A 13,861-nucleotide genomic window follows, 5' to 3' on the forward strand; every position below is an offset into this window, starting at 1 on the left:
TGATCGGGAGCCCGATCCGGGGGCGTGTCGCGTAAATCCGGCGTCCGGGACGGGTCAGCGGCGGGTCACCAGCTGGTGGACAGCGGCATGCCCTCGGCGTAGCCGGACGAGCTCTGGATCCCGACGGTGGCCCGCTCGTGGAACTCCTCGAGCGTGCGCGCGCCCGCGTAGGTGCAGGAGCTGCGCAGCCCCGCCACGATCGAGTCGATCAGGTCCTCGACGCCGGGGCGGCGCGGGTCCAGATACATCCGCGAGGTGGAGATGCCCTCCTCGAACAGCGCCTTGCGGGCCCGGTCGAACGGCGAGTCCTCGGCGGTGCGCAGCCGGACGGCCCGCGCCGACGCCATGCCGAAGCTCTCCTTGTACATCCGGCCGTCGGCGGCGTGCTGCAGGTCGCCCGGCGACTCGAAGGTGCCGGCGAACCAGGAGCCCACCATCACGTTCGCCGCCCCCGCGGCGAGCGCGAGCGCGACGTCGCGCGGATGCCGGACGCCGCCGTCCGCCCACACGTGCCGGCCGAGCCGGCGCGCCTCGGCGGCGCACTCCAGCACGGCGGAGAACTGCGGCCGACCGACGCCGGTCATCATCCGGGTGGTGCACATCGCGCCGGGGCCGACGCCGACCTTGACGATGTCGGCGCCCGCCTCGATCAGGTCGCGGGTGCCCTCGGCGGTCACCACGTTGCCCGCCACCACCGGCACCGACGGGTCCAGGCCCCGCACCGCCGCCAGCGCGCTGATCATCTTCTCCTGGTGGCCGTGCGCGGTGTCGACCACGAGCAGGTCGGCGCCCGCCTCCAGCAGCGCCTTCGCCTTGCCCGCCACGTCCCCGTTCACGCCGACCGCCGCGGCGATCCGCAGCCGCCCCGCCGCGTCCACCGCGGGCTTGTACAGCGTGGCGCGCAGCGCGCCGGTGCGGGTGAGCACGCCGGTGAGGCGGCCGTCGGTGTCCACCACGGGCGCGAGCCGGTGCCCGCGCTCGTGCAGCCGGTTGAACGCCTCGCGCGGGTCGACGCCGTGCGGCAGCGTCACCAGGTCGCGCGACATGATGTCGCGCAGCTGGGCGAACCGGTCGACGCTCTGGCAGTCGGCCTCGGTCACCACGCCGACCGGCCGGTCGTCCTCCACCACGATCACGGCGCCGTGCGCGCGCTTGGGCAGCAGCGCCAGCGCCTCGCCCGCGGTGCTGCCCGGGTCCAGCCGGATGGCGGTGTCCACCACCAGGTCCCGGCCCTTCACCCAGCCGATGACCTCCGAGACGACCTCGACCGGGATGTCCTGCGGGATCACCGCGACGCCGCCCCGGCGGGCGACGGTCTCGGCCATCCGGCGGCCGGACACCGCCGTCATGTTCGCCACGACCAGCGGCAAGGTCGTCCCGCTCCCGTCGACCGTGGACAGGTCCACCTCCAGGCGGGACCCGACCGCGGAGCGGCGCGGGACCATGAAGACGTCGTTGTAGGTGAGATCGTGAGCGGAACGCTCACCGTTCAGCAGGCGCACGGCTGTACTACACACCAATCGGGGATCAGAGCGGCTGGGCCACCGTACATTGTCATCCATACCCGGCGGTGCTCCCGCCAAGCGCCCGCCCGGCCCCGCCGGCGGGCCGGGCGAGCCCGTGACCGGGGGTGATGGTCGTGTGTCCCCGGGGATCGTCCGGGTGATCTCCCGCGCTGTGCCGGGCCCCTTCCAGGCGCAACGGAAGTGTCTTCGCGGACGAGGCTGAAAAGCGTGCAACGTGGGGCTTGGCTCTCTGTAAAGTTACCTCTTGACGTAACTGCGCCCTCGATGCACTTTTCTTACATGTGCGTCACGCGGACGGCCGACCCGCCGTAGGGGCGCGCACATCAGAAGACCGGGAGAAGGCGCAATGCAGGTCACGCACTCGAGCCCGGTCAGCCGCACCCGTCCGCGCCGCGGGCCGCCGCGCCCGCACCGTCCCCCCGGGAGTGACCATCGCCACCCCGCGCGCCCGCCCCCGGCTCCGCCACGCGCCCGTGCGCGGGCCGGCCCGGGCCGCGTTGCGCTCCCGGACCGGTCGGCGCGGCGTCGGAAACGGCGCCGCCCGCGACCGGCGGCCGACGCTTCCATGGTCATCGGGCGGGGCGAACACGAGCAAGATCAAAATTTGACGTCATACCGTCCTGAAATGGAATGATCTTGCAGTTGCCAGCAGAACGATTCATCACATGTCGAGGAGGACAGCCGTGCTGGATGCGGTCGACGCCGTGCTCGTCCGCGAGCTCCAGCGGGATGGCAGGGCGACGTTCCAGGCGCTCGCCGACCGCGTCGGGCTTTCCCGCACGGCCGTGCGGGCACGGGTGCAGAGCCTTCTCGAGACCGGCGTCGTGCGCGTCGTCGGCATCGTGCACGCCGCCGTCGTCGGCGCGGAGGCGATCGGGCACGTCTCGGTCACGGTGGAGGGCTCGGCCCGCGAGGTCGCGGACGCCGTCGCCGACCGTCCGGCGGTCAGCTTCGCCGCGCTGACCGCGGGCCCGCACGACCTGGTCGCGCAGGTGCGCACCCGCGACGACGCCGCGCTCGCGGCCGAGGTGGACCGGCTGCGGTCCGTCCCCGGCGTGCGCTCGGCGGAGGTCTTCCGCTCGGTCTCCACCGTCCGCGACACCCACGCGGTGGTGCGGGAGCTCGGCGAGGTCACCCTCGACGACATCGACTGGCGGCTGCTCCAGGAGCTGCAGCGCGACGGGCGCGCCCCCTACACCCGGCTCGCCCACATCATCGGGCTGTCGCAGGCCGCCACCCGGGCCCGCGTCGTGCGGCTGATGCGCACCGGGGTCATCCAGGTCACCGGGCTCGCCGACCCGCTCGCCCTCGGCGCCGCCGAGCTCGGCGGATTCGGGCTCGTCGTGACCGGCGGGCTCCGCAAGGTCGCCGAGGCGGTCGCCGCGCAGGACGGCGTCCGCTACCTGGCGACCGGGTTCGGCCGCTACGACATCGTCGGCCAGGCCGAGGCCGCCTCCCGCGCGGAGCTGGTCGCCGTCCTGGACGCGATCCGGTGCGTGCCGGGCGTGACGGTACGGGAGTCCTGGCACCACCTGGACGTGGTGAAGGAGTCCTACGCCGTCGAACTCCCCGAGCGGCCCCTCAACGGGGCGTGAAGGAGAGCCGCCGAGGGCGCCGATCTCCGGCGCCCCGGCGGCGCCGGCCCGGGCTCCGGCACTCCATGCCGGAGCACCGCCAGTGCCCACCCGAGGGGACGCCCCCTCGACTCACCGGTCAGTGTCCACCTGAGGGGACGACCCCTCAGACTCCCCGGCAAGTACCGACTGACCGGGGTCCGGCACTCCGCCGGCGCTCTGTGCCGGACCCCGGTCAGTCGCGGCTCAGCGCGACCTCCTCGAGGTCCAGCTCGTGCAGGACCCGGTTCAGCACCTCGTCGTCGATCCGGCGCTCGTCGCGCATCCGCACGAACACCCGCCGCTCCGCCGCCAGCATCTCGCGCCGCAGCCGCCGGTAGGTGGCCGTCGGCACCTCCTCGCCCTGCGGGCCCGTCCCCCCGCCGAGCCGCTCCCACGCCCGCAGCTGCCGGTGCTCGGCCAGCTGCCGCAGCCGCTGCACGACCGCCTCGTCGAGCTCCTCGGCCGCGGTCAGCTCCTCCAGCCGCTCCAGCGCCGCGTTCGCCGCCGCGTGCTGCGCGCCCGCCTCGGCCACCGTGTCGGTGTAGCGCTCCCGCTCGCTGCCGACGCCGAGCGCCCGGATCAGCGCCGGGAACGTCAGCCCCTGCACCAGCAGCGTGCCGAGCACGGTCGTGAACGTGAAGAAGATGATCAGGTCGCGGCCGGGGAAGGGGGCGCCCGACGCCTCGAACGGGATCGCGAACGCCGCCGCGAGCGACACCACCCCGCGCATGCCCGCCCACGAGACGACGGTCGCGCCGCGCCATCCGACGTCCTCGCGGGCGCGCTCCCGGCGCGACAGCAGCCGCGGCAGCCGGGACGCGGGGAAGACCCAGACGAACCGGGCCGCGACCGTCACCGCGAAGAGCGCCGCGGCCCACCAGGCCGGCTCCGGCCAGCCGCGCCCGGACAGCCCGTTCACCACGGGCGGCAGCTGCAGCCCGATCAGCAGGAACACCACCGACTCCAGGACGAAGACGACGACCTTCCAGAACGAGTGCCCGATCAGCCGGGTGACCGGCGCCGACTCGGTGAACCGGTGGCCGAGGTAGATCCCGCTGACCACCACCGCGATCACCCCGGAGGCGTGCACGCTCTCGGCGATCAGGTACGCGGCGAACGGCGCGAGCACCGCGACCCCGTTCTCCACCAGCGGGTCGTTCATGCGGGTCCGCAGCCAGTGCAGCGGCGGCCCGAGCAGCAGCCCGACCGCCGCGCCCGCCGCCGCCGCGAACAGGAACCGCCACACCCCGTCCGCCAGTGTGAACCCGGCGCCCGTCGCCGCGATCACCGCGACCCGGAACGCGGTCAGCGCCGTCGCGTCGTTGAACAGGCTCTCCCCGACCAGGACCGTCACCGTGCGGCGGGGGAGCCCGAGCCGCTGCGCCACGCTGACCGCCGCGACCGCGTCCGGCGGCCCGACGATCGCGCCGAGCACGAACGCCGCCGGCAGCGGCAGGCCCGGGACGAGCAGGTGCGCCGCGTACCCGACCGCGAACGTGGTGAACAGCACCAGCCCGACCGACAGCAGCCCGATCGACCAGGCGTTCTCCCGCAGGCCGGCGTACGAGCTCTGCCACGCCGCGGAGAACAGCAGCGGCGGCAGGAAGACGTACAGGACGAACTCGGGGTCCAGCTCGAACTCCGGCACGCCCGGCACGAACGAGAACAGCAGCCCCGCGATCACCAGGACCAGCGGCGCCGGCGTCCCGGCGCGGCGCGCGGCCGCGGCCACCGCCAGCGCGCCGACCGGCACGGCCAGCAGCCAGAGTGCGTGCGTCGTCTCCACGCGCAGATCATGGCACGGCCGGCCGGCCCCTCCGAACCCGGCGGACGGCCCGTCCGGGCGGGCGGCTCAGCGGGGTTCGCGCGCATCGTCCTTCGCGAACGCCAGGAAGTCGCGGGCGGACGGCGGGAGCCGCCGGTGCGCGTGCACCAGCCCCACCAGCCGGGTGATCGGCGGCATGAACGACCGGACGGCGAGCCCGTCGGTGTCCTCCAGCTGGTTGCGGTACCACAGCAGCGATCCGAGCCCGGCGCGCACCCAGCCCAGCCAGGCGCCCCGCTCGTCGGACTCCGCGACCGGCACCGGCCGCGCGCCGGCCCGCCGCAGCACCGCCTCGACCTCCGCGCGCCTGGCGCCGCCCCGGGCCGGGAGCACCAGCCGCATGCCGTCCAGCGCGGCGGGCGGCACCGGCTCGCGCAGCTGCAGCGCGGGCGGCGAGACCAGCACCATCTCGCGCTGCTCGAACGGGTGCGCGGTCAGGTCGCCGGGCACCGGAAGGTCGGTGAGGGCGAGGTCGGCGCGCCCGGCCCGCAGCAGGCCGGCGGCCTCGTCGCGGCCCGCGCAGCGCACCACCCGGACCCGCACCGCCGGCTGCTCGCGGGCGAACCGGGGGAGCAGCCGCCCGGTCAGCTCCGGCTCGAGCGACGGGGTGGTGGCGACGCGCAGCTCGGCGCCGCGCCCGTCGGACCGGGCCGCCGACATCCCCTCGATCGCGTCCACGGCGTCCAGCGCCGCCCGCGCCTCCCGCACCACCCGCTCGCCGACGGGGGTGAGGACCACGCCGCGGCCGGAGCGGGCGAACAGCTCGACGCCGAGCTCGCGCTCCAGCTCGCGGACGGCTCGCGACAGCGCGGGCTGCGCGACGAAGAGGGCCTGGGCCGCCGACGTCATCGTGCCGTGGTCGGCGGTCGCCACGACGTAGCGCAGCTGCCGCAGATTCATGCCACGACCGTATGACAACGAACCGCTCGGGTCCTGGACATAGCCGGAATCGGACCGAGAACGGCCGGGCGGTCACGACCGCGCCGGTGCCGCCCCCGGGCCGTCCGGCGGGGAGGAGGCGGCGGGGACGGTCTCCGGTTCGGGCTGCAGCTGCGGGGCGCCGACCGAGCAGTGCCTCCGGCACTCCGGTTCGACCTGCTCGCCGGTCGGCGCGCGCAGCGCGTCGCGGGACACGGTCAGGAACGTCAGGACGGCGCCCGCCGCCAGCAGCGCCGCGCAGGCCGTCATGGCGACGCGGAAGCCGTGCGAGAAGAGGGCCGGGTCTTTGTAGGCGTCGCCGGTCAGCCCGGCGAGCGGCGGGATCGCCGCGACCGCGAGCAGCCCGGCCGCGCGCGCGACCGCGTTGTTGACGCCGCTGGCCACCCCCGCGTGCCGCACGTCCGCCGTCGCCAGCACGGTGGCGGTCAGCGGCGCGACGACCGCCGACAGCCCGAGCCCGAACACGACCACGGCGGGCAGCACGTCCCGGACGTAGGAGGAGTCCTTGCCGATCCGGGCGACCAGCAGCATCCCGATCGCGGCGACGACCAGCCCCACCGTCATCGGCAGCCGGGGGCCGACCTTCTGCGCGAACGCGCCCGCCCGCGCCGACAACAGCAGCAGCAGTCCCGTGAGGGGCAGCAGCGCGGTGCCCGCCGCGATCGGCGAGAATCCGCCTACGACCTGCAGGTTCAGCACGAACAGGAAGAACAGCACGCCCATCCCGCCGTACATGAGGAACGTGACGACGTTGACGGCGGAGAACTGCCGGGAGGCGAACACGCCCAGCGGCAGCATCGGCTGCGGCACCTCGCGCCCGCCGCGTGCGGCGCGCCCGCCGAACAGCCGCCGGCCCCGCCCCCGCGCCCGTTCCACCAGGACGAACCCCACCGCCGCCGCGACGCCGGCCACCGCGGCCGCCCCGATCAGGGCCGCCGGGGTCCGGCCGCCCGGCGCCTCGGTCAGCGCGTACGTCGTCCCCGCCAGCGCCAGCGCGGCCAGCGCGGCGCCCGGCACGTCGAAGCGGCCGCGGGCGTCCGGGTCGACGCTCTCCGGGACGTGCCGGACGGCGACGAGCACCACGACCGCGGCGAGCGGCACGTTGAGCAGGAACACCCACCGCCAGCCCGCCGCCTCCACCAGCCAGCCGCCGGCGAACGGGCCGGCCGCCCCGGCGACGCCGCCGAGCCCGGACCAGGCGCCGACCGCGCGCGGCCGGTCGTCGGCCGCGAACGACGCCTGGAGGATCGACAGCGAGCCGGGGGTGAGCAGCGCGCCGCCGATGCCCTGCAGCGCCCGCGAGAGCACCAGCATCTCGATGTTCAGCGCGAGCCCGCACAGCACCGACGCCGCCGTGAACCAGACCACGCCGATCAGGAAGATCCGGCGGCGGCCGTACCGGTCCCCGAGCGACCCGCCGAGCAGGATGAACCCGGCGAGGGTGAGGGTGTAGGCGTTGACCGTCCACTGCAGCCCCGCGATGTCGGCGTGCAGGTCCCGCGCGAGCCTCGGCAGGGCGACGTTCACCACGGTCGAGTCCAGCAGCGCCACGCTCGACCCGAGGACGGTCGCCAGCAGGATCCAGCGGCCCGGCCCCGTGCCCAGCCGAACGTCCGGCATCAGGACCTCCCGCCCGGTCCCGCCGGCATCAGACGATCTGCTCGTCGGCGAAGCACCAGCGCCAGTCCTCGCCCGGCTCGAACGACCGGACGATCGGGTGCCCTTCCTTCTGGTAGTGCGCCGTGGCGTGCCGCATGGGGGAGGAGTCGCAGCAGCCGACGTGGCCGCAGCTCAGGCAGAGCCGCAAGTGCACCCACCGGGTGCCCTGTTCCAGGCACTCCTGGCAGCCCTGCGGGGTGTTCGGCGCCGGGTCCTCCACCGGGACGGACCGCACGTGCTCACAAGTGGCCATACGGGCATCGTGCCATGCCCGTCCTCAGGGGATCACCAGTGGTCGGGGCTGAACGGCTCGTCCTCGGGACGGGCCGACTCCGACAGCAGCCGCAGGTCCGACTCGACCATCATCGTGACCAGGCCCTCGAAGTCCACCTCGGGCTCCCAGCCGAGCTGCTCGCGGGCCCGCTTCGGGTCGGCGCACAGCAGGTCGACCTCCGCCGGGCGGGTGTACCGCTCGTCCAGGACGACGTGGTCCTCCCAGTCCAGCCCGGCGGTGCGGAAGGCGAACTCGACCAGCTCGCGCACCGACTGGGTCTGGCCTGTCCCGATCACGTAGTCCTCGGGGGCGTCCTGCGCGAGCATCATCCGCATCGCGCGGGCGTAGTCGCCGGCGTAGCCCCAGTCGCGGCGGGCGTCCAGGTTCCCCAGCCGCAGCTCCTCGGCCAGGCCGAGCTTGATCCGGGCCGCGCCGAGCGACACCTTCCGGGTGACGAACTCGGCGCCGCGCCGCGGCGACTCGTGGTTGAACAGGATCCCGCTGACCGCGAACATGCCGTACGACTCGCGGTAGTTCTGGGTGATGTAGTGCCCGTAGCTCTTGGCGACGCCGTAGGGGCTGCGCGGGTGGAACGGCGTCTTCTCGTTCTGCGGCGTCTCCCGGACCATGCCGAACATCTCCGAGGACGACGCCTGGTAGAAGCGGATCTGCTCGCGCCCGGGCGTGCGGGACGGGCTGATCCCCGACACCACCCGGATGGCCTCCAGCATCCGCAGCACGCCCATGCCGGTCACCTCGGCGGTGAGCTCCGCCTGCTGCCACGACATCGGGACGTAGGAGATCGCGCCGAGGTTGTAGACCTCGTCGGGCTGGACCCGCTCGACCGCGGAGATCAGGCTGCCCTGGTCCAGCAGGTCGCCGGTGGTGATCTGGACCTCGCCGATGTGCTTGCGCAGCCGCGACACGTGCGGATTCGCCTGCCCCCGGACCAGGCCCCACACCTCGTATCCCAGCTCAAGCAGATGCTCGGCCAGGTACGAGCCGTCCTGTCCGGTGATGCCGGTGATGAGTGCTCGCCTGGACAGCGGATCCTCCATGGGCTGGTCGGTGCGACGCGGAACCCACCGCGGGGCGGACCCGGGCGAGCGTGACATATGAGGTTAGCGACCCGGCGGGGATGCTGACGAGGGAGGGCGCCGTTTGAACCGAATTCGCTTCAGGTTCGGCCGCCGGGTCCCGGGCGGCCATCCGGTGCGGCCCCGGCGGGCGCCGTGCCGCGTGGCGCCCGGGGCCCCGCGTGTGCGACGGTGTGGGGCATCATGACCTCTCCGGATGCCGCGCCGCTGCGGCTGAACGGGCGCGATATCGGCCGCCACGCGATCATGGCCGTGGTGAACCGGACGCCCGACTCGTTCTTCGACAAGGGCGCCACCTACGGCTTCGAAGCCGCGCTTGACGCGGTGGACCGCGCCGTCGCGGAGGGCGCCGACATCATCGACATCGGCGGTGTGAAGGCCGGCCCTGGCGCGGACGTCGGGGTGGCCGAGGAGCTGCGCCGGGTGGTCGACCTGGTCGCCGCCGTCCGCGACCGGCACCCCGGCGTGGTGATCAGCGTGGACACCTGGCGGGCGGAGGTCGGCGCGGCCGTCGCCGAGGCGGGTGCCGACCTGCTGAACGACACCTGGGGCGGCCCGGACCCCGCGCTGGCGGAGGTCGCCGCCGCGCACGGCGTCGGGCTGGTCTGCGCGCACGCGGGCGGCCTGGACCCGCGCACCCGGCCGCACCGGACCGGCTACGACGACGTGGTCGCGGACGTGGTCGGGCACGTCACCGCCGAGGCCGAGCGGGCGCTCGCGCTCGGGGTGGCGCGGGAGGCGATCCTCATCGACCCGGCGCACGACTTCGGCAAGAACACCCGGCACTCGCTGGAGATCACCCGGCGGCTGGGGGAGCTGACCGCGACCGGCTGGCCGGTACTGGTCGCGGTGTCCAACAAGGACTTCATCGGGGAGACGCTCGGCCGCCCGGTCGACAAGCGCGGCGTCGGCACCATGGCGGTGCTCGGCGTCTCGGCGCTGCTGGGCGCGCGCGTCTTCCGCGTCCACGACGTGGCCGCCGCCCGCCGCGCCCTGGACGCCGTCGCCGCCGTCGCCCAGTGAAGCCGGGGCCGGACGAACGGAAGGCGCCCCCCGCTGAGCCGACACCCCGGTCCGCGCGGGCGCGATGCCGAAGGCGAGCCCCCACCGGGAAGCTCGCGAAGCGAGGTCGCGCTCGCCCGAGGCCCTTGGGCCGGGATTGCAGGATCACAGCGCCGCTTCGCGCTGGCGGGCCCGGTAGGCGGCGACGTGCATGCGGTTGCCGCACGTACGGCTGTCGCAGTAGCGGCGGCACCGGTTGCGCGACAGGTCGACCAGCACGCGCGAGCAGTCGGGGGCCTCGCAGGTGCGCAGCCGGTCCAGCTCGCCGGCCGCCACCACGTACGCCAGCGCCATCCCGCAGTCGGCCGCGAGGTGCTCGCCGACCGGCGCGCCCGGCGCGAAGAAGTGCACGTGCCAGTCGTAACCGTCGTGGTCGGTGAGGTGCGGGGTGGTGCGGACCTCGCCGACGATCTCGTTGATCAGCCGGACCGCGGTGGGCACGTCGCCGGTCCGGAACACCGCGTGGAACCGGTCGCGCAGCGCCAGCACGCGGGCCAGGTCGGCCTCGGTCACCTCGCCGACGTCGCTGAACGCGCTGCGCCCGACGAACGCGCGCAGCCCGGGCAGCCCGCCGAGCTCCTCCGTGCCGGACGCCGCGGCACCGGTGTTGATCAGGTCGACGACGACGGCGAGCGCGTGCTCGGTGTCATGAGTGAAGATCACTGTGGCTCCAGTCTCGGGGACCGGGGTCGCACTGCTCCCGGAGGGTGAACCCCCCGACCGTCCGAACGAGGGCAGGACGGTCGTGCGCCCGGCAGCGCCGCCGGGGCCGGAACGCGGCCCGGCCCCCACCATATGACGCCCGGCGGCCCCGTCCGCGCCGACCCTGCCGGCACGGCGCAGCCGGTCCCGGCCCCACTGCCTGCGGGAACGTTCCATATTCGGTCCGGCATACGGCCCGGCGCCGGAAGCGCTCCGCCGCCGCGCGCGTAACCGCGCGGCGATCCGGAGAGGATCACGGCGTGGAGGGAGACCGGCTTTTCATCGTCTTCCTGGTCGTCGCCGTCGTGGTGCTGGCGGCCCGGGCGCTGGCCGGCCGGCTGCGGCTGCCGGACGCCATCCTCCTCGTGCTGCTCGGCATGGCGGCCGGGTTCGTGCCCGGCCTGCCCGCCGTCGTCGCCCCGCCCGATCTGGTGCTGATGGGCTTCCTGCCGCCGCTGGTGTACCACGCCGCGTTCTTCACCGCCCCGCGCGAGGCCCGCGCCGACGCGGTGCCGATCGTCACGCTGGCCTTCGGGCTGACCGCCGTCACCACCGGCGCCGTCGCCGCCACCGTGCACGCGCTCCTGCCCGGCCTCGGCTGGGCCGCCGCGCTGGCGTTCGGCGCCGCGGTCGCGCCCACCGACGCCGTCGCCGCCACCGCGGTGCTGCAGCGGCTCGGCGCGCCCGCCCGGCTCGTCACCATCCTGGAGGGCGAGAGCCTGATCAACGACGGCGTCGCACTGACGATCTTCGGGCTCGCCATCGAGGCGGTCGGCACCGGGTTCGCGCCCGCGCACGGCGCCGTCCGGCTCGCCCAGGTGGTGCTCGGCGGCGTCGCCTACGGGCTGGTGCTCGGCGTGGTGATCCGCCGGATCCGGCGCCGCATCCAGGACCCCATCAGCCAGGTGATCGTGTCGCTCGTCACCCCGTACGCGGCGTTCATCCCCGCGGAGAACTTCGGCGCGTCCGGGGTGCTGGCGACGGTCGTGGCGGGCTTCTCCATCGGCACCCACGGCGAGGGCGTGCTGCAGCCCGCGTCCCGGCTGGCCGGCGACACGTTCTGGCGGATCCTGACGTTCCTGCTCGAGTCGACGCTCTTCGTCCTGCTCGGCCTGGAGATCCGGGAGATCATCCGGGGGCCCGGCGGGCACCCCTGGCACGAGGTGCTGCTGACCACCCTCGCGGTGTCGGCCGTGGTCATCGGCGTCCGGCTGCTCTGGGAGCTCGGCAACGGCCCGCTCGCCGGCCTGGTGCCGGGCGGCCGGCGCAGCCAGGAGGGCCTCGGGTGGCGGCAGCGGCTCGTGATCGGCCTCGGCGGGATGCGCGGCGCGATCTCGCTCGCGATCGCGCTGTCGCTGCCGACCGCGGTCGGCCCCGACCGGGGCGTGCTGGTGCTGCTCACCGCCCTCGCGGTGCTGATCACACTGGTCGGCCAGGCGCCGCTGCTGCCCCCGCTGCTGCGCGGTCTCGGGCTGATCGAGTCCGACAAGCACCGGCTGGAGGTGATGACGGCCCGCCGGGCGGGGCTGCAGGCCGCGCTCGCCCGGCTGGACGAGCTCGTCGAGGACGACCGGGTCGACGACCAGACCGCCGAGGCGTTCCGGCAGATGCTGGAGCTGCGGCTGGAGCGCGTCCGCTACTTCCTGGACGAGGAGGACGCCGGCACCGAGGCGCCGCCGCCCAACAGCCGCAAGGTGCGCGGCGAGCTGGTCAGGGCGCAGCGGACGAAGCTGACCGCGCTCTACCGCAGGGGCAGGATCGGGGCGGGCACGCTCCGCCAGATCAGCCGCGAGCTCGACTTCGAGGACCCTGTCGTGATCCGCCGCAGCCGCTCCTAGCGGGGGCGCTCACGGTTCCACGGCCGCCAGTGGCTCGGCGCCGGACAGGGGACGGGGGGCTCAGCGGGAGTAGTGGGGGTCCGCCACGACGGGGTAGAAGGCGTCGGTGTGCTGCACCCGCATGGTGACGGCCGTCCCGTCGAGCGTGTAGTCCGCCTTGACCTGGCGGAACATCGAGTCGCTGGCCCACGGGTTGTAGAGCCGCCCCACCGTCGCGCCGTAGCGCAGGTGGACGACGTCGTAGCCGCCGGACGGCATCGCCTCCAGCGCCAGGCCGTCGGCGAGCGACACCGGGAAGCGGAACTCCGCGGGGGCGTCCGGGCCGTGGATGACCGTGAGCAGCCGCACGCCGCTGTCGGTGGTCTGCGCCACGATGTCGGTGTCGACGTCCACCCCGACGAACACCCGCAGGCTGGGCCGCAGTACATGGGCGACCGTGTCGGCCGCCGCCACGTCGATCCCGAGGTGGATCCGCTGCCCGTCCCTGGTCGGCACCCACACGCCGTCACGCGCCCGCTGCCCCCAGGCGACGTCGGGGTTCTCCATCTCCTGGGGCTCGTTCTTCCCCCGGGCGACGAGAATCCTCGAGGCCGCGCTCATCGCGGCGGCAGCCCCGTCCCGTGCGTGCCTCATGGCGGGCCCCTCGCCTTCTTCTTCCATCACAGAACGTGACGTCGCGCTCGTCCTGGGTCTCACCACGGGTGCGCCCTGGAGGAGGTCGGCGTACCTGCCAGTGCCGACGGGCGGGTTCGCGGTGTTCGCCCCGTGCGTCGTTGGACCTTACACCACGCTTATACGCGCCGTACGGGCGCATATTGATCGCTCCTCTCCGTACCCGGTCCGCCACTTACCGCGCCCGGCCGTGCCGCCGCCGGCCGGGCGCCCGTTCCGGATAAATGCTTTGCGGCCCGAATGCGGAGAGGCGCATCATCGAATACGTCGGACGGAAGCGAAGGGGCGAGCCACCGGATAGGCGGCCGGTCTCCAAAACCGGCGGAAAGTGGGTTCGACTCCTACCGCCCCTGCTGAGCTCGCTCGATGGGCCTGTGGTGCAACGGAAGCACACTTCTCTTGCAAGGAAGTGACCAGGGTTCGACTCCCTGCCGGTCCACGCGGTCACGGCCGCCGCCGGGCGCTCCCGAGCCCGCGCGAGGAGGGTTGGCCGAACGGTAAGGCAGCAGTTTCGAAAACTGACATCGAGGTGAAACTCGAAGGGGTTCGACTCCCTTACCCTCCGCCTTTCCCGGAGAAAGCGGCGGCGGGATGGCCGAGCCTGGCCATCCCGCCCCCCCCGCCAGGGGCCGCCGTACCCCCGCGGGTCTG

11 protein-coding genes and 3 tRNA genes are annotated in these 13,861 nt (G+C 74.3%); 6 read left to right on the plus strand and 8 right to left on the minus strand.

Annotated elements, in window-relative coordinates; all coding sequences use genetic code 11:
- Positions 1–65: 65 nt before the first annotated feature.
- A complete protein-coding gene (locus tag F8568_RS30485; protein ID WP_151597150.1) occupies positions 66–1,502 on the minus strand; it encodes a GuaB1 family IMP dehydrogenase-related protein in 1,437 nt (478 codons plus the stop codon).
- A gap of 707 nt (positions 1,503–2,209) precedes the next feature.
- On the opposite strand from F8568_RS30485, the gene F8568_RS30490 reads away from it, so the two are divergent.
- On the plus strand, positions 2,210–3,121 hold the full coding sequence (locus F8568_RS30490; RefSeq protein WP_151597151.1) for an Lrp/AsnC family transcriptional regulator: 912 nt from the start codon (positions 2,210–2,212) through the stop codon (positions 3,119–3,121).
- Between the two features lie 214 nt (positions 3,122–3,335).
- Here the strand turns inward: F8568_RS30490 and F8568_RS30495 are convergent, their stop codons facing one another.
- The 5 genes from F8568_RS30495 to F8568_RS30515 all read right to left on the minus strand — a co-directional run bounded on the left by F8568_RS30495 (position 3,336) and on the right by F8568_RS30515 (position 8,885).
- Complete coding sequence (locus F8568_RS30495) at positions 3,336–4,928, minus strand: Na+/H+ antiporter (RefSeq protein ID WP_151597152.1); 1,593 nt, start codon at positions 4,926–4,928, stop codon at positions 3,336–3,338.
- A gap of 66 nt (positions 4,929–4,994) precedes the next feature.
- Complete coding sequence (locus tag F8568_RS30500) at positions 4,995–5,867, minus strand: LysR family transcriptional regulator (protein ID WP_151597153.1); 873 nt, start codon at positions 5,865–5,867, stop codon at positions 4,995–4,997.
- Between the two features lie 72 nt (positions 5,868–5,939).
- Positions 5,940–7,526 (minus strand): MFS transporter, encoded by a 1,587-nt coding sequence (locus F8568_RS30505; RefSeq protein WP_151597154.1) that lies wholly within the window; start codon positions 7,524–7,526, stop codon positions 5,940–5,942.
- A gap of 28 nt (positions 7,527–7,554) precedes the next feature.
- On the minus strand, positions 7,555–7,818 hold the full coding sequence (locus F8568_RS30510) for a ubiquitin carboxyl-terminal hydrolase 14 (protein ID WP_151597155.1): 264 nt from the start codon (positions 7,816–7,818) through the stop codon (positions 7,555–7,557).
- 32 nt (positions 7,819–7,850) lie between these two features.
- Entirely contained in the window at positions 7,851–8,885 is a 1,035-nt protein-coding gene (locus F8568_RS30515) for a GDP-mannose 4,6-dehydratase (RefSeq protein WP_151597214.1), read from the minus strand.
- Between the two features lie 234 nt (positions 8,886–9,119).
- On the opposite strand from F8568_RS30515, the gene folP reads away from it, so the two are divergent.
- Positions 9,120–9,959: a dihydropteroate synthase gene (folP, locus tag F8568_RS30520; RefSeq protein ID WP_151597156.1), complete on the plus strand. Its 840-nt coding sequence runs from the start codon at positions 9,120–9,122 to the stop codon at positions 9,957–9,959.
- A gap of 144 nt (positions 9,960–10,103) precedes the next feature.
- On the opposite strand, the gene F8568_RS30525 is transcribed toward folP, so the two are convergent.
- Positions 10,104–10,661, minus strand: coding sequence for a CGNR zinc finger domain-containing protein (locus tag F8568_RS30525; protein WP_151597157.1), 558 nt, complete (start codon positions 10,659–10,661; stop codon positions 10,104–10,106).
- Positions 10,662–10,960: 299 nt separating this feature from the next.
- Here F8568_RS30525 and F8568_RS30530 point away from each other — a divergent pair, with 299 nt between their 5' ends.
- Entirely contained in the window at positions 10,961–12,538 is a 1,578-nt protein-coding gene (locus F8568_RS30530) for a Na+/H+ antiporter (protein WP_151597158.1), read from the plus strand.
- 60 nt (positions 12,539–12,598) lie between these two features.
- Here F8568_RS30530 and F8568_RS30535 read toward each other — a convergent pair whose 3' ends face one another.
- Entirely contained in the window at positions 12,599–13,171 is a 573-nt protein-coding gene (locus F8568_RS30535) for a hypothetical protein (protein ID WP_151597159.1), read from the minus strand.
- A 320-nt stretch (positions 13,172–13,491) separates the two neighbouring features.
- Here F8568_RS30535 and F8568_RS30540 point away from each other — a divergent pair.
- The 3 genes from F8568_RS30540 (at position 13,492) to F8568_RS30550 (ending at position 13,775) form a co-directional block, all read left to right on the plus strand.
- A tRNA-Trp gene (locus tag F8568_RS30540) sits at positions 13,492–13,563 on the plus strand.
- Positions 13,564–13,578: 15 nt separating this feature from the next.
- Positions 13,579–13,649 (plus strand) — tRNA-Ala (locus F8568_RS30545).
- 41 nt (positions 13,650–13,690) lie between these two features.
- Positions 13,691–13,775, plus strand: a tRNA-Ser gene (locus tag F8568_RS30550).
- Positions 13,776–13,861: the final 86 nt, after the last annotated feature.

The organism is Actinomadura physcomitrii (assembly GCF_008923205.2).
GTDB classification, from domain to species: Bacteria; Actinomycetota; Actinomycetes; order Streptosporangiales; family Streptosporangiaceae; genus Spirillospora; species Spirillospora physcomitrii.